Origin of the sequence: Pedobacter sp. GSP4 (assembly GCF_051857575.1) — a bacterium.
In the GTDB taxonomy this organism is placed as follows: Bacteria; Bacteroidota; Bacteroidia; order Sphingobacteriales; family Sphingobacteriaceae; genus Pedobacter.
Map to the genome: position 1 here is coordinate 631,550 of NZ_JBPZIR010000002.1, position 17,027 is coordinate 648,576.

The window sequence follows — 17,027 nt, forward strand, 5'->3', positions numbered from 1 at the left end:
TCGCCCCACTTTAATACTGGATTTTCTTTATTATTGTATCGGGGCGTGAAAATAAGCAAAAGCAGCTTAAAAGCAACAACCTCAACAAAATAAAATTTGGATGAATGGAAATAATTATGTTTTTACCAAACTTCATTCCTTAAATTTTGTTCAACACCAGATATTAAATTTAAAAAACAGCTCAATGCAGGCAATTGACCAATCAACACAAGCTACAATCAATCAGTGGCTAAGTGGAAATTATGATGAAAATACCAAGGCAGAAATCCAGGCCCTGGTTGATAAAGATGCAACCACCGAATTAACGGATGCATTTTATAAAAGTTTAGAATTTGGAACAGGTGGTTTACGCGGAATTATGGGTGCGGGTTCTAACCGGATCAACAAATACACTATCGGAACTGCTACACAGGGATTAGCGAATTACCTGAACAATAAATACCCTAATGAAAAAATAAAAGTGGCCATTGCGCACGATAGCCGCAACAACTCTGATTATTTTGCTAAAATTACAGCTGATGTTTTCTCCGCCAACGGGATTCATGTTTATTTCTTCGAGGCTTTAAGGCCAACACCCGAATTATCTTTCGCTGTGCGCCATTTTGGTTGCAAAAGTGGTGTAATGCTAACTGCATCGCACAATCCAAAAGAATATAACGGTTATAAAGCTTATGGAGCTGATGGTGGCCAATTTACTTCTCCGGATGATAAACTGGTAATTGATGAAGTAAATAAAATCAAAAGCATTGATGAGGTTAAATTTGACCGCGTTGATGCCAACATCGAATTGATCGGCGAAAATGTAGATAAACTTTATTTAGATGGCATTACAGCACTTTCTATCTCTCCAGAGGCAATTAAAAGACAGCACGATTTAAAAATTGTATACTCGCCTATCCACGGTACAGGAATTACTTTGGTACCGAAGGCCCTTGAGCAATTTGGTTTTACCAACGTAACTGTTGTAGAAGAACAAAGTAAACCGGACGGAAATTTCCCGACAGTAGTTTATCCGAACCCAGAAGAAAAGGATGCATTAACCCTGGCCATGAACAAGGCGAAAGAAATTGATGCAGATTTAGTACTGGCAACCGACCCTGATGCTGACCGTGTAGGTATTGCGGTAAAAGATAATGATGGAGAGTGGGTATTGTTAAATGGTAACCAAACCGGTAGTTTATTAATCAATTACCTTTTATCAGCTTGGGAAGAAAGTGGAAAATTAGATGGCAACCAGTTTATTGTTAAAACCATCGTAACCTCGAACTTAATCGAAGAAATTGCCAAAAAGAAAAATGTAACCTACTACAATACCTTAACGGGCTTTAAATATATTGGCCAGTTAATGACTGAGTTAGAAGGTAAAAAATATTTTATCGGTGGTGGTGAAGAAAGTTATGGCTACCTGATCGGTGATTTGGTACGCGATAAAGATGCAGTGGTTTCTGCTGCCTTTATATCAGAAATGACAGCTTACTACAAAGATAAAGGCGCAAGTTTATACAATGCCCTGTTAGATATGTATGTTGAGTACGGATTGTATAAAGAAGACCTGGTTTCACTTACCAAGAAAGGTAAATCAGGTGCCGAAGAAATTAAAGCCATGATGGTTAAGTTCAGGGAAAATCCACCTGCAACGTTGGGCGGATCGAAAGTTTCGGTATTGAAAGATTACGAATTGAGCCAAGAAACTGATTTAGCCACAGGAAAAGTAACCAAATTGGATTATCCAACTTCTGATGTACTACAATTTATTACAGCAGATGGAAGCATTGTTTCTGCACGTCCGAGTGGTACAGAGCCAAAAATTAAATTCTATTGCAGTGTAAACGCACCTTTAGCGGATAGAAAAGATTTTGAATCGGTTAACGAACAGCTTGGCGAGAAAATAAAAGCAGTAATGGCTGATTTGCAGGCATAGTTTTTTAGCACAGCTAAAAAACAAGAGACTGTTTCATAAACATATAATTTTCATCCTGAGCCTCCCGACATTCGGGACAAGTTGTGGAAGGAAATTTCAGAGTTGTCAACTTTACTAGCATATTGGCTATTAAAGTTGACAACTCTTTTAGTTAATCACCTATTACCCCGGGAAGCTCCGATTAACACGGAGGGATTAATGATAAAATGACAGAAGGATTTTCTGTGAATCTGTGGCAAAAAAAAGAATGTGTATCTTCGACAGAATAATTCAATCCGTTTTTTCTTTGCTGCAACCAATTTCTTTGATACTTTTGCAGCGCAATACCATGTTCAAAAAAATCTTAATATACCTGCTAATTACTTGTACCGTTTCTAATGGCGCAATGCAATTGGTTATATATTCGGGCTATAAAATGAACAAAGAATACATTACCAGTGTATTTTGTATCAATAAAGAACATCCAGAACTGCATTGTGATGGCCAGTGCTTTTTGGCTAAAAAACTTAAAGATCTGGATGGTAAAAACAAACAGGCACAAGAAAACCTGAAAAGAGTTACAGAGGCTGAACCCAGATTTCAGACTGTAGCCATTAACCACCATCTTCCTTACTTTATTATCACCTCCGAAAATCTTTACATCGAAAAACCGGTTAAAGATCTTTCCATTTCTATTTTTCATCCACCGAAAACGGTTTAAGTAAATCTTTTCTTTGCGATCGTCACCCTGAATTTATTTCAGGGTCTATTATGTATTTCATCAAAAGATGCTGAAATGAATTCAGCATGACGACTGTATTAGAATTTCTTCAATTATTTTTTTACTTATCCAATTTTCTTAAAATGAAATTATCACAATACTTATTGGCATTGTTATGCCCTATTATATTATTATCTGCCTGCAAAAAAGAAACCGACGAAATTACAGCAGATACAAAATCTACTTTCTCTATCGAATTCGAAAATCAGGTTAATGGAAATCCTTTGGTTTTAAATACAGCAACCTATAAAAATGCAAAAGGAGAAGATTTTAAAATCAATGTATTTAAATATTACGTAAGCAACATTAAACTGAGCAAAGCCGATGGAACAACTTATTTAATACCAGAAAGTTATTTCTTGATTGATGCTTCGAAAAAAGAGTCGACCAATATTACCTTAAAAGATGTGCCAACAGGCGATTATACCAAAATCGAATACACCATTGGGGTAGATTATGCACGCAACTTTGCCGGTGCGCAAACAGGCGCACTAGATCCTATAAATGGAATGTTCTGGACCTGGAACAGCGGCTACATCTTTGTAAAACTGGAAGGCACCTCGCCACAATCCATAGCTACCGGAAATGCACTTACCTTTCATATTGGTGGTGTTACCAATCCGAATAACACCATCAGAACATTTGCTGCAGAAATTAATGCAGCAAACCCGCTCCGTGTACGTACCGATGCCAAGCCAAACATGCACTTTATTGTAAACGCAGCAGCCTTATTTACAGGCAAAACCGATATCAGTTTCGCCAGTTTAAATTTTACCATGGGTGGTGCAAACTCTGTAATTGTGGCTAATAATTATGTCAATGGATTATTCCGTTTAGATCATATCCATAACTAATGTTAAAGAAAACTACTGTCTTCGCAATGCTTTTGTTAAGCATTGCGTTGATGTATGCCTGTAGTAAAACCGAAGATGAGGTTGCGCCCGAAGAGAAAAAAATCACCTTTTCGGTTCCTGCCAACTTCCCAGCTCCGGCATATAATTTCGAAAACAATACCTTAAGCAATGCAGGTTTTGCACTGGGCAAAAAGTTATTTTATGAAGCCAGGTTATCGGCAGATAAAAGTGTTTCCTGCGGAAGCTGCCATCAGCAGTTCGCAGCTTTTACCCAACTCGATCATAAGGTTAGCCATGGTGTAAACAATTGCCAGGGTAAGCGGAATACACCTCCCCTTTTTAATCTGGCCTGGCAAAAAGCTTTCTTTTGGGATGGTGGTGTAAAAAACATCGAAACTTCGCCACTAAATGCAATTACCGATGCCTGCGAAATGGGAACAGATATCCAAACCATTGTATCATTTCTTAAAAATACCGCACCATATCCCGATCTTTTTAAACAGGCTTTTGGCTCAACAGAGATCAACTCGCAGCTCATTTTAAAATCGATTACACAATTTACGGCAGTATTGGTTTCGGGCAATTCCAAGTACGATAAGGTAATGCGCAAAGAAAGTGGTGCTGCTTTTACAGCCACGGAACTTGCTGGATACAATCTTTTCAAACAAAAATGTGCCTCGTGCCATACAGAGCCTTTTTTTACCGATTTTTCTTACCGCAGTAACGGTTTAGATGTGGTAAGCAGCGATGAAGGACGTGCGCATATTACAGGCTTAGCTACAGACTTGGGGAAATTCCGCGTGCCTACACTACGTAATATCGAATACACCAGTCCTTACATGCACGATGGCCGTTTTTATAGTTTAGACGAGGTTTTAGAACACTACAATTCCGGAGTTAAAGCATCAGCAAATTTAGATGGCCAACTTACAACCGGTATCCCATTAAACACCTCAGAAAAAGAGCAGATCAAAGCATTTTTAAAAACATTAACAGACAATGAATTTATCAAAAATACACTATTTAGCGAATCGTAAACTACTGCTTTTTGTTTTCCTTATAATCAGCAGCCAAGCTATTGCCTGCGATATCTGTGGTTGTTTTATGGGCATTACGCCATACTACAACCGCAACAGCATCAGCCTTTTATACCGTTATCGCTCGTTTAACGGCTATGATGGGCAATCGCATTCGCTGTTTCCAAACGGTGGAAAATTCTTTATTCCGGCACGCAGCCAAGATTCACCAATTACCGGTCATGCGGGTAATCCGGGCGATTACGAGTTATACCGCTCATTGGAAATTAGGGGTAAATATTTTATCGGCAACAGATTAGAAGTAAATGCTATTTTGCCTTATGTTTCTAACAGCGAACGTTATAATGGCTATACTTCAACCATTGGTGGCCTGGGCGACATTAATGTGTATGCTGGTTATCACCTGGTGCAAAAGCTCGATGCTGATTTTAAACAACAGCTTATTGCAGGGGCCGGAATTAAATTGCCTACTGGGAAAAATGATTTCAAAAATACGGCTGGTATCCGTTATTCTTCGCTAATGCAGGCCGGAACCGGCAGTACCGATGGTTTTATTTACCTGAACTACCTGGTTGGCCTGGGTAATTTTGGTGCAAGTTTAAATACATCTTACAAGGTGAATGGCACCAACAGTCGCGATGAGGGAATTGCCAATAGTACAACCAGTTTCCTGAATATTTTTTACAAACAAAGCATTGGTACCAATTGGCAGCTAATGCCTTCGGCACAGTTCTTTTACGAATATTCGGCTGGCGAAACATACAAAGGGCAGAAAACCGGAGAGCATGTAATGAACAATTTAATGGGCGGTATTGGCGCAGATATTTTCTATAAAAATATGGCACTGAATGTAGGTGTACAGAAAAATATCTGGGAGGCCGAAACCGATCACCCCATGAGCGCCGGAAAAGCGTATATCGGAATTACTTACAATTTCTAAATCAGCATATTATGAACAGATTAAATATTTTACTACTGGGTTTGGTAGCCATTTTTCTTATTTCCTGCAAAACAGAACCAGATTCGGAAGCCGTTAAAAAGGAAGTGCTTAACATCCACGATAAATTAATGATTGATGGCGAAAAGGTGATCAAAAACAAGATGAAGTTAGATACCATATTGCTTTCTGATCAAATAAAACAAGCACCGGATTCGGCTTTACAAAAACAAAAAGTTAGCCATTTAATAAGCGATTTAAATGCTGCCGATGAGAAGATGATGGATTGGATGCATTTCTTCAAAGATGATTTTAAAGGTAAAACAGAGCAGGATAAGCTTAACTATTACAAAGCAGAAATGGTCAAAATCAGAGCGGTTGAAGATAGTTACATCAAAGCAACCAGGGCATCAGATTCGTTAATTAAAGTATATCAGTATAAATAGAATAGCCGGAGGTCGGAGGTCCGAAGTCAAAATGCATATAAACCTAGATCTTCGGACATTCGCCCACCTGCTTAACAGAAAATCAACATGAAAAAATTAAATATCGTAGTAATCCTAATTGGATTAGCAACCATAGCCATCAAATCAAATGCAAATGCATTAACAATCGGCACTAAAACGAACCTGGTCGATTCTACCAAAAAAGTGGTAGATCCGGTGTGCAAAATGAAAATAAAATCCAGCACCGCAAAAACAACTGTTTATAACAAAGAAAGTTACTTTTTCTGTTCAGAAAGCTGCAAACAAAAGTTTTTGGCAGAACCGGCGAAGTATGTAAAAAAATAAACTTCTTCGTTACCCTGATCCGATAGCTATCGGATTTATTTCAGGGTCTCACCTATTACTGAGGTGCTGAAATAAATCCAGCATGACGATATCACAAACAAATTAGGTTGTATATTTACATTTTTAAAATAAAATCATGAATAAAATTACCTCATACCTGGCTACATCATTGCTAGCCATTTCTATATTTAGTGCTTGTAAACAAGAAAGAAAACTTCCATTTTACGGCGAACGCCATGCAGAAACAGTTAAGGATGCTGCCGGAACAGAAAAAATCGACACCGTTTATCAAACCATTCCGGAATGGTCGTTCTTGAACCAGGATAGCGTGGTAACCACAAACAAGGCAACAGATGGAAAGATTTATGTAGCTGATTTCTTTTTTACATCCTGCACCACCATCTGCCCTACCATGCACCGCAACTTAATGACGGTTTACAACGATTTTAAGGCCAATCCTGATGTGATGTTTGTATCTCATACGATAGATTTTAAATACGATAAACCACATGTATTGAAAAAATATGCTCAAAAGTTAGGTGTTGATGGTCCGAAATGGCAGTTTCTTTATGGAACTAAGGATAGCGTATATACTTTAGCCGAAAAGAATTATCTGGTAGCCGTTGGCGAAGATAGTACCGCTAAAGATGGATATATCCACCAAGGTTACCTGGTTTTAATTGATAAAGACAGACGTATCCGTGGCGCATATGATGGCACGAAAGAAGATCAGGTAGAACAGTTGAAAAAAGATATTCCGGTTTTACTGGCGGAATATAAAAAGTAATAACCTAAACCGTCATCTCGATCTGATAGCTATCCGGTCTGCTCGAAATGACGGTTTTAACAACAAAATATACATGCGCAAATACATCATCAATTCTATCTTTTTAATTTCCATTATCGCCATCATTGTTTCGTGCCAAAGCCAGGAAACAATCGATCTGCAGAATTATATGTCGAACGGCAAAGATATTTACAAAGCCAAATGCCAAAACTGCCATGGCGAAAATGGTGAAGGTTTAGGTGAGCTTGCCCCTCCTTTAACCGATTCGGTATTTTTAAAAACAAACAAAAGCCGTTTAGCCTGTTTCATCAAAAATGGAACTAATGAACCTTTGATCATTAATGGAAAAGAATACAAGGAAAAAATGCCCGCTTTCCCCGAACTGGCAGATATTGATGTTGCGCAGGTAATGGTTTTCGTAACTAATTCGTTTGGCAACAAGCAAGGCTTTGTACCTTATTCGCAGGTATCAAAAGATTTGCAGAACTGTAAATAAAATTGTCATAAAAAAACCCGTCATCTCGACCGAAACGCAGTGGAGTGGAGAGATCTATCTCGAGATAGATTTCTCGACTTCGTTGCACCCGATAGCTATCGGGTCCGCTCGAAATGAAGATAACTTTTGAAAAATTTAATTGTTAATTGTGCCTTTCTGAATAAAAACCCCATCTTTGCGCAAAATGCAGGTTGTTCTATCGCTGTCCCGATTTATCGGGAGAGAGGAAAGTCCGGGCAACGCAGGGCATCCCGCTTTCTAACGGAAAGGGGTTGAGGAATGAAAACCTGAACCACGGATTAGTGCAACAGAAAATATACCGTCCCGTTTTTACATCGGGATAAGGGTGAAAACGTGCGGTAAGAGCGCACGAGCATTACAGGCGACTGTAGTGGTTTGTAAACCCCGGGAGTTGAAAGACCAAATAGGCTAACGCACGTAGGGCTGCCCGTCCGATGTTAGTGGGTAGGTCGTTAGAGATAAACGGCAACGTTTATAGTGGATAAATGATAGAAATCCTGAGCAATCAGGAAACAGAACCCGGCTTATAGACCTGCATTTTTTTATTCACTTAACAGGATATTTTTAGTTTCGCTGAGTTTGCCCACCTCCTCTTCGCCCAGAACAGGAAATTTAATATCAAGGCTTTTTAGTCTATCTACAATAATCTCGCTTATTGCCAGCCGCGCAAACCATTTTTTATCGGCCGGTATAATGTGCCACGGCGATTCGGCAGTACTGGTTTCATTAATCGCATCCTGATAGGCCTCCATATATTTATCCCACAAAGCCCTTTCTTTAATATCGCCCGAAGAGAACTTCCAGTTTTTGGTAGGGTCTTCTATCCGATCTAAAAAACGCTGTTTCTGTTCATCTTTGCTCACATTCAAAAAGAATTTCAGAATTACGGTTCCGTTGGCCGATAAATGCTCCTCAAAATTTTTGATACTTTTATAACGCTGCTGCCAGAAATTCTTGTTAATCTTTTTTACATCGGTAAAACCCGGAATATTTTCGCTTAACACATATTCTGGATGCACCTTACAAACCAGCACATTTTCGTAATGCGAACGGTTATGGATGCCTATCCTACCGCGTTCGGGCAAAGCCTTATAATGCCTCCATAAAAAATCGTGTTCATATTCTTCGCTGGTAGGCACTTTAAAGCTATAAACCTGGCAACCCTGTGGATTTAACCCGCTCATTACATGCTCAATGGCACTGTCTTTTCCGGCAGCATCCATGGCCTGAAAAATAATCAGCAGTGAATGTTTGCCCGAAGCATATAGTTTTTCCTGCAGATGGTTAAGCTCGATCTTTGAATTCACCAGCGCATCTTTCGCTTTTTCCTTATTATAGCCGCCGGTAAAGTCGGTTTTATGGTTTTTTAATGAAAATTTCTTATCTCCTTGTACAATTAATCCTTTAAATTCGTTCTTCATACTCCTGTATTATTTTAGATAAACCCCTGCATCAATAATTTAAATATAGAACTAAAAAATAAGTAAATTAAATACGTTAATTTGCATATAGAGTTTTTTATATTTAGCCCCTTAGCTTTTACCTAAAGATCATCTTAATCAATATGTTTAAAGAGATAAAAAACAAGTACTTACGTTATTTTTCCATTTTTTTATTTTTTATAATAATTTTCTTCTCTGCACTTCAACTGAACTTTTTATGGTTGTTTGGCTACTCGCCAAGTGTTCGCGATATTAAGGCACCAACACTCCGCATAGGTTCAGAGCTTTATACAGCCGATGGAAAACTGATTGGCAGGTACTTTAAAGAAAACCGCACACCTGTAAATTATGAAGAAATTGCGCCGAGTGTAATACAGGCATTGGTAGCTACAGAAGATGTACGTTTTTATAAACACTGGGGAATTGATGCCCAGGCTGTTGGCCGTGCAGTGGTTGGTTTAGGAAAAGACGGTGGTGCCAGTACCATTACCCAGCAGTTGGCCAAAAACCTTTACCGCACCAGGTACAACAAATCGCAGGGTTTATTGGTAAAAATCCCTTTAATCAGAACGCTGATCGTAAAGTTAAAAGAATGGATGACAGCCGTAAAGCTTGAATCTAACTATTCTAAAAACGACATCATTACGATGTACCTGAATACTGTTTCTTTTGGTAACAATACTTATGGAATAAAAACAGCAGCGAGGATTTACTTCGACAAAGAAGCCAAAGAATTAGCCACAACTGATGCCGCCATGTTAGTGGGCATGTTAAAGGGCACAACGCTGTACAACCCAACAAAGAACCCAGAAAAGGCTTTAGAAAGAAGAAATGTGGTGCTTGCCCAAATGAATAAGTATAAATACCTGAGTAAAGACAGTTTAACCCAGTTATCCAAAGAGCCAATTAAGCTTAAAGAAGGTAAAATGCAGGATGGTAGTGATGGCGATTCTTATTTAAGGGCGGCAGTTGCCAAATACCTGGAGAAATGGTGTACCGATAATGGTTATGATTTATACGAGGATGGATTGAAAATTTATACCACCATCGATTCAAAACTTCAAAAATATGCCGAAGAGGCTGTTGCAGATCAGATGAGGATTTTGCAGCGCAGGTTTTATAACGTTTGGGGAAATGAAGATCCTTGGTATGACTCCGAAAAACAAAAAGTAGATTATCCGGACAGGGCAATGAAAAACCTGCCTATTTATACTTCGCTTCAAAAGAAATTCCCTAACAATCCAGATTCAGTACTCGCCTATTTCAATAAAAAGAAAAGGATGCAGATTTTCACTTATAAAGGTGACCGTGATACTTTGTTTTCGACCCTGGATTCTATCCGCTACTACGGAAAAATCATGAATACAGGTATGATGACCATGGAACCTGCCAGTGGAAAAATTAAAGTTTGGGTGGGCGGTATTGATCACAAATTCTTTAAGTACGACCATGTTAACCAAGCTAAACGCCAGGCTGGATCTACTTTTAAGCCTTTTGCCTATTTAACCGCGCTAGAGCAAGGCATGAGCCCTTGCGATAAATTTACCGATAAGCCCGTTAAAATTGCTTATCAGGATAAAGGTGAAACCAAATATTGGGAACCAAAAAATGCAGATTACAGCATCTCTTACCGAGAAATGAGTTTGCGTTGGGCCATGGCTAAATCGGTTAATACCATTACCGCGCAGGTTACCGAAAAAGTAGGTTGGGATAATGTGGTTAAATATGCACACGAATGTGGTATAGATAGCCATTTAGAATCTGTTCCATCTGTAAGTTTAGGTTCTAACGATGTTACTGTTTACGAAATGGTAAAAGCTTACGCCACATTTATGAACAAAGGCGTAAAAACCGATCCTATCCTGGTAGAAAAAATTACCGATCAGGACAATAACGTAATTGACGAATTTAAGCCGAAAACCAAAAGGGTTTTAACCGAAGAAATTGCCTGGTTAATGACTTATATGTTCCGTGGTGGTATGGAAGAGCCAGGTGGAACTTCTCAAGCGCTTTGGGAATGGCCTAACTTATTTAAGAAAAACAACCAGATTGGCGGAAAAACCGGAACATCTTCCGATTATGTAGATGCCTGGTACATGGGCTTAACGAAAGATCTGGTAACGGGTGTTTGGGTTGGCTGCGATGAAAGAACTGCCCACTTTAAAAACGGCGAACAGGGAGAAGGTTCTAGAACAGCCTTGCCTATTTTTGCCAAGTTTATGGAAAAGGTATATTTAGATCCCAATTCTGGATACACTTACGGTCCTTTCCCTAAAGCAACTGTTGATATTACCAGAACTTACAACTGCCCTAGTCCTGAGATTATCAGAGATACCACAACTTCAGACAGTGTGATGGTTGATTCTACTGAATTTACAGTGCCTGAAACACAAGAAACTGAAGTGCCCGTAACTGTAGAGCCTGAGGTTAAAAAAGAGGAAAAGAAAACTGAACCTGTTCAGGCACCACCTGCAGCAACGGTTCCCCTAACCAGAAAGGAAGAGAGAGAACTGCGTAGAAAACAGCGCCAAGAAGAAAAAGAAAAGAAAAAGATCGATAATAACAACAATTAATCAGCTTCAGGAAAGCGTTTAAATTTAGATTAAAACTGCAATTTGGTCTAAACTTGTTGAAGATTAATGCTTTGAAAAAATCAGGTAAATGACCTTTTAAACCCATTTGCCTGATTAAAAGCCCTAAAAAGTGTTAAAATTTGAATAGTTTTTTAAACAATTACTATTTTTATTTTGCAAATCTCATACTATTTCATTTTCGTAAATTATTGCATATTATTTAAACACCATACATATGAAAATAAGCGTTACTTTATTAAAGCGGTATTTTACCATTCTGCTCCTGCTTATGCTTTCTCTTTCTGTTAAAGCCCAGTATTTCGGACAAAATAAAGTAAGATATAAAAAGCTCGATTTCAAGGTTTTGCAAACCCCACATTTTGAGATTTACTACTACATTAAAAATGAAAAACTTTTAAAACGCTTTTCGCAGGATGCCGAAACCTGGTACAAAATGCACCAGGAGGTTTTTAGAGATACTTTTTTAAAGAAAAATCCCATTATCCTTTACAATAACCACCCTGATTTTCAGCAAACCACAGCACTGAACGGTGAAATCGGTATTGGTACTGGCGGGGTTACCGAAGCACTAAAAAACCGTGTGATTATGCCGGTTATGGAGCTTAATAGTCAAACCAGACACGTTTTGGGCCACGAGCTTGTGCATGCTTTCCAATACCACATCCTGCTAGAAAAAGATTCGATCAGCCTCGAAAATGTGGGTCAAACCCCTTTATGGATGGTTGAAGGTATGGCCGAGTATTTATCAATCGGTAAAAAAGATGCATTTACCTCGATGTGGATGCGCGATGCCATGTTAAACCGCGACATTCCTTCATTAAAAGATTTAACCAACTCGAACAAATATTTCCCTTACCGCTATGGTCAGGCATTTTGGACCTACATTGGCTCACAATATGGCGATACCACTATTGTTCCATTATTTAAGAACACTGCCAAATATGGTTACGAAAATGCAATAAGATACACCTTCGGCTACGATGATAAAACCTTATCGGGGCTTTGGAAAAACTCTATCGATGCACACTATAAACCAATGTTAAAGGCAGATAGTTCGCAGATTAAGATTACCGGAACAAAAATTATCGACAATAAGAATGCAGGGAATATGAACGTTGCCCCTGCCCTTAGCCCTGATGGAAAATATCTGGCATTTATGTCTGAAAAGGATCTGTTCGGTATTGATTTATTTCTCGCCGATGCTAAAACAGGCCGTATTATCAGAAAGTTGAGCAGTCAGATATCCAATGGCCACATTGATGATTTTAACTTTATCGAATCAGCAGGAGCTTGGTCGCCGGATAGCAAACAGTTTGCTTTTAGTATTTTTAGCCATGGCAAAAACCAGATGATGATTATCAATGTTGCAAATGGTTCTACGGTATCGCAAACCGCTATGGATAAGGTGCAACAGTTCGGAAATTTAACCTGGTCGCCTAATGGCAAGGACATTGCCTTTTCGGGTATGGTTGAAGGCCAGAGTGATATCTTTTCTTATAACCTGGATACCAAAGCCGTAACACAGATCACCGATGATGTTTATTCGGATTACGCACCTAGTTACTCTCCTGACGGCAAAAACCTAGTTTTTTCATCAGATAGAGCTGCCATTCAAGCCAATGTAGTGAATGCCGTTTTACCTATAAACCTTGCTGTTTACGATATTGCATCTAAAACCGTAAAAAATCTGGATGTTTTTCCCGGAGCGAACAATTTAAATGCACAGTTTTCTGCAAACAGTCAAAATATCTACTTCCTTTCCAACCGCGATGGCTTTAGAAATTTATACAAATACAACTTTGCCGATAACTCTGTTGATCAGTTAACTGATTACTTTACAGGGATTAGTGGTATTACCGAATTTTCACCAGCAATTTCGGTATCTACAACTGATGAGATTGTGTATAGCTATTACCGCTATCAGCGTTACACCTTATACAATGCTAAATTGAGCAGCTTTAAAGCAAAACGTGTTGGAAATCAAGAAGAAAACTTTGATGCAGCAATTCTTCCGCCAATGGAAAATATTGGGGTGAATATCATCAACTCCAACCTGAATAATTTCGACCGCTTTGAAAAAATCGTAGCCGATTCGATGAAAACAGTACCTTACACGCCAAAATTCAGGTTAGATTATTTGGCCAATAGCGGTGTCGGTGTATCTACCAGCCGTTTCGGAACCGGTGTTTCGGGTGGTATTGTAGGGATGTTCAGTGATATTTTAGGTACCAACCAGATTATTGCCAATTTATCTGTAAATGGAGAAATTTACGATTTCGGCGGATTGGTTGGTTACATTAACCAAAAAAGCAGAATTAACTGGGGTGTTGCCGTATCGCACATCCCCTATGTTTCAGGCTTTAGTTCTTACGGATTCGAAAAGCTGCCAACAAACAATAACTCATCAACAGATGCCATTAATTACCGTACCGATATTATCAGAACATTTGAAGATCAGGTTCAGGTTTTTGGTGCCTACCCTTTTAGCAAAATACACCGTTTCGAACTTGGTGGCGCATTTTCGCACTACAGTTACCGTATAGACCGTTACAGCAATTATTACAGTCCAGCAGGTTTTTACCTGGGATCTGACAGAAGCAAAATCTCAAACGATCAGGCTTCTCTGGATTATGGCATTCCGTTTAATGCTTTCACATTGTACCAGTTAAATGCCGGTTTTGTTGGCGATAATTCTATTTTCGGATTAACTGGTCCACTGGATGGTTTTAGATACCGTGTGAGTGGCGAAAAGTATTTTGGAACATATAATTTTGCAGGGGTAACTGCCGATCTGCGTAAATACTGGAGAGCAAAACCAGTAACATTTGCCGTTAGAAGTTACAATACCTTAAGAATTGGTAAAGATGCGGATCGTTTATATCCCATGTACCTGGGTTATCCTTACCTGATTAGAGGTTACGAATCGAACTCTATTTACAAGACAACATCGGCCAGAGCTTCAGAATCGTTTGATATTAACCAATTAAGCGGAAGTAAAATTGCCGTGGTTAACTTCGAGGTACGTTTACCTTTTACAGGTCCTAAAAAGTTGGCGGCAATTCCTTCTAAATTCTTATTTTCTGATCTGAACCTTTTCTTTGATGCAGGTGTAGCCTGGACCAACGATACCAAAGTGGTTTTCAAAAGTGAACCAACCTACACAGATGTTCCTGTAAAAGATGATGCGGGCAACGTTATCGGTTCTTACCAAAGTACTACAGAGCGTGTACCCGCTTTAAGCGTTGGTGTATCACTGCGTGTAAACGTTTTTGGTTATTTTGTATTAGAACCTTACTATGCAATTCCTTTTCAACGTAAAGATGTTAAAGGCGGTGTATTTGGTTTAACATTTGCGCCAGGATGGTAAATTGAATTAATGAAGTATTGAATTAGTGAATGATTGAATGGTAAAATAGTTAATTCAATCATTTATCAGTACATAAAAAAAGCGGTCAAGGTTGAAGTGAACCCCAAAAGTTAGACAAAAACTTTTGGGGTTCACTATTTTTTATAGGATATGTTTTTAAGATAAACTGGTGAATGCTAGTTTTACCTGGTTGGTAATATTTCTATGCAGGAGGATATTTTCAAAATCGAGCCCGATGGTAAGATCAATCCAATCAGGATTGCACGAACGTACCAGGCGTTCTTTTTGCATACGGGTAAACCTGCTAATGGTTTTAAAACGAACCAAAGCCTGTGCTTCTGTTTTAAACTCTTCAAAGTAAACTAAACGTGTTAACTGTTTTCCATTATCAAAGAATAAGTTTGGCATCTGCTTGTAGAAATCCAATGTCTTAATCAGATCAGAACTCATGCCTACGTGCATACTTGTACGATTTCTGTCGGTAACCATATAAACAAACTTTTTCATCTTCTTATGTTTAAAAATTAAAACTAAACTATTTAGTATACCTTCTTGCAATTCAAAATAATATTACTAACTTTATGAGCATAAAATTACTAACTATTTTAGTAATTCCAAATTTATTTTAAAATTTATTTTTATGTCAAATATTTCAAATAATTTAAAGTACCTCAGGAAGAAAAAAGGCCATACACAGCAGAATTTCGCTGATATTATGGAAATTAAAAGATCTTTAATCGGCGCCTATGAGGAAGACCGTGCTGAGCCCAAATATGAATTACTAAAAAAAATAGCAGAATATTTTGACCTAACCATTGATGAATTCATCAATGAAAAAATATCTGACAGCTGGAAACCGAAGCCAAAAAGCCAAGGATCTAACCTTAGGGTCCTAAGTATTTCAGTTGATCAGAACGATAGAGAGAATATAGAATTGGTTCCGGTTAAAGCCAGTGCAGGTTACCTGAACGGTTTTTCCGACCCACAATATATAAGTGATCTTCCTAAATTTCAGTTGCCATTGGCAGCTTTAAGACAGGGAACTTTTAGGGCCTTTGAAATTATGGGCGATAGCATGCTGCCTGTCCAGCCTGGCAGTGTAATTATTGGCGAGTATTTAGACAACTGGAACGAAGTAAAAACCGGCGAAACTTACGTCATCATCAGCAAAAATGAAGGTGTTGTATACAAAAGAGCAGGTAACCGCTTTAAAGAGAACAAAGACCTAAAGTTAATATCAGACAATAAGGTATACGATCCTTATACCATTGCCGCTGATGATATTTTGGAAATCTGGAAAGCCAAAGCCTACATTTCTACCTCATTGCCAGAGCCTGCACCTGATCCAACTATGGAAACCTTAACCCAAATGATGGCCCAGATGCAAAAATCTATTTCTCAGCTCAATAAAAATTAACATTTTTTAACGATACCCGATTAAACCGTTTGCGTTTTTTTATATCTATCCATTTAACAAACACATAAAAAAACATAAACATGAAAAAAGCAATTTTAACATTGGCAATTGCAGTAATGGGCTTAACCGCTGCATTTGCCCAACAAGACACCACAAAAAGAGCGAGAAGACAGATGCCAAAAATGACAGCAGAACAACGTGCTGAAAAGGTAACTGCCAAGTTAGAAAAACAGTTAAGCTTAACCGCCGATCAAAAAACCAAGATCTACGCAATTGAGCTCGAAAACGCAAAGAAAATAGATACCTGGAGATCTGCTGACCAAGGCGATATGAAAGGCAAGTTTAAAGAACGTAAAGCAGCAATGGATGAGCAAAAAGCGAAAATTGATGCCGTGTTAACTGCAGATCAAAAAACTAAAATGGATGCTTTCCGTACAGAAGCTAAAGAAAAAGGCGAGAAAATGAGAAAAGGAATGGGTAAAGGCCGAAAAGACAAAGCACCAGTAGTTTCTAATCCACCTACACAGGGATAACTGAACATTAATTAATTACATTTTTTTTGAAAGCGCTCCGATTATCCGGAGCGCTTTCTTTATTTTTGGC

Annotated in this window: 15 protein-coding genes and 1 other RNA gene; 14 read left to right on the forward strand and 2 right to left on the reverse strand. The window is 38.5% G+C overall.

Going from position 1 to position 17,027, the window contains the following annotated elements; all coding sequences use genetic code 11:
* Positions 1-184 precede the first annotated feature (184 nt).
* The 10 genes from ACS5PU_RS06205 to rnpB all read left to right on the forward strand — a co-directional run bounded on the left by ACS5PU_RS06205 (position 185) and on the right by rnpB (position 8,147).
* Positions 185-1,921, forward strand: coding sequence for a phospho-sugar mutase (locus tag ACS5PU_RS06205; RefSeq protein ID WP_439458407.1), 1,737 nt, complete (start codon positions 185-187; stop codon positions 1,919-1,921).
* A gap of 328 nt (positions 1,922-2,249) precedes the next feature.
* Complete coding sequence (locus ACS5PU_RS06210) at positions 2,250-2,621, forward strand: hypothetical protein (RefSeq protein ID WP_439458408.1); 372 nt, start codon at positions 2,250-2,252, stop codon at positions 2,619-2,621.
* Positions 2,622-2,764: 143 nt separating this feature from the next.
* On the forward strand, positions 2,765-3,535 hold the full coding sequence (locus tag ACS5PU_RS06215) for an MbnP family protein (protein ID WP_439458409.1): 771 nt from the start codon (positions 2,765-2,767) through the stop codon (positions 3,533-3,535).
* A complete protein-coding gene (locus tag ACS5PU_RS06220) occupies positions 3,535-4,572 on the forward strand; it encodes a cytochrome-c peroxidase (RefSeq protein WP_439458410.1) in 1,038 nt (345 codons plus the stop codon). The genes ACS5PU_RS06215 and ACS5PU_RS06220 overlap by 1 nt, the downstream gene beginning before the upstream one ends.
* Positions 4,535-5,512, forward strand: a complete 978-nt coding sequence (locus ACS5PU_RS06225; protein ID WP_439458411.1) for a transporter — start codon at positions 4,535-4,537, stop codon at positions 5,510-5,512. Before ACS5PU_RS06220 ends, ACS5PU_RS06225 begins: the two co-directional genes overlap by 38 nt.
* Positions 5,513-5,523: 11 nt before the next feature.
* Positions 5,524-5,955: a hypothetical protein gene (locus ACS5PU_RS06230; protein WP_439458412.1), complete on the forward strand. Its 432-nt coding sequence runs from the start codon at positions 5,524-5,526 to the stop codon at positions 5,953-5,955.
* 87 nt (positions 5,956-6,042) lie between these two features.
* A complete protein-coding gene (locus ACS5PU_RS06235) occupies positions 6,043-6,300 on the forward strand; it encodes a YHS domain-containing protein (protein WP_439458413.1) in 258 nt (85 codons plus the stop codon).
* A 136-nt stretch (positions 6,301-6,436) separates the two neighbouring features.
* A complete protein-coding gene (locus tag ACS5PU_RS06240) occupies positions 6,437-7,087 on the forward strand; it encodes an SCO family protein (RefSeq protein ID WP_439458414.1) in 651 nt (216 codons plus the stop codon).
* A 73-nt stretch (positions 7,088-7,160) separates the two neighbouring features.
* Positions 7,161-7,583 (forward strand): c-type cytochrome, encoded by a 423-nt coding sequence (locus ACS5PU_RS06245; protein ID WP_439458415.1) that lies wholly within the window; start codon positions 7,161-7,163, stop codon positions 7,581-7,583.
* Positions 7,584-7,766: 183 nt separating this feature from the next.
* Positions 7,767-8,147, forward strand: an RNA gene (gene rnpB, locus ACS5PU_RS06250) — RNase P RNA component class A.
* Here rnpB and ACS5PU_RS06255 read toward each other — a convergent pair.
* Complete coding sequence (locus ACS5PU_RS06255; RefSeq protein ID WP_439458416.1) at positions 8,147-9,025, reverse strand: polyphosphate kinase 2 family protein; 879 nt, start codon at positions 9,023-9,025, stop codon at positions 8,147-8,149. The genes rnpB and ACS5PU_RS06255 overlap by 1 nt on opposite strands.
* Positions 9,026-9,168: 143 nt before the next feature.
* Between ACS5PU_RS06255 and ACS5PU_RS06260 the strand changes: the two genes are divergently transcribed.
* Positions 9,169-11,619 carry a transglycosylase domain-containing protein gene (locus ACS5PU_RS06260; RefSeq protein WP_439458417.1) on the forward strand — a complete coding sequence of 817 codons (2,451 nt, stop codon included), beginning with the start codon at positions 9,169-9,171 and terminating at the stop codon, positions 11,617-11,619.
* A 235-nt stretch (positions 11,620-11,854) separates the two neighbouring features.
* Complete coding sequence (locus tag ACS5PU_RS06265) at positions 11,855-15,007, forward strand: peptidase MA family metallohydrolase (protein WP_439458418.1); 3,153 nt, start codon at positions 11,855-11,857, stop codon at positions 15,005-15,007.
* 156 nt (positions 15,008-15,163) lie between these two features.
* On the opposite strand, the gene ACS5PU_RS06270 is transcribed toward ACS5PU_RS06265, so the two are convergent.
* Positions 15,164-15,514 carry a GIY-YIG nuclease family protein gene (locus ACS5PU_RS06270; protein WP_439458419.1) on the reverse strand — a complete coding sequence of 117 codons (351 nt, stop codon included), beginning with the start codon at positions 15,512-15,514 and terminating at the stop codon, positions 15,164-15,166.
* Positions 15,515-15,647: 133 nt separating this feature from the next.
* Between ACS5PU_RS06270 and ACS5PU_RS06275 the strand changes: the two genes are divergently transcribed.
* Together ACS5PU_RS06275 and ACS5PU_RS06280 are read left to right on the forward strand one after the other, a co-directional pair.
* A complete protein-coding gene (locus ACS5PU_RS06275; RefSeq protein WP_439458420.1) occupies positions 15,648-16,424 on the forward strand; it encodes an XRE family transcriptional regulator in 777 nt (258 codons plus the stop codon).
* Positions 16,425-16,504: 80 nt separating this feature from the next.
* Positions 16,505-16,957: a hypothetical protein gene (locus ACS5PU_RS06280; RefSeq protein WP_439458421.1), complete on the forward strand. Its 453-nt coding sequence runs from the start codon at positions 16,505-16,507 to the stop codon at positions 16,955-16,957.
* Positions 16,958-17,027 lie beyond the last annotated feature (70 nt).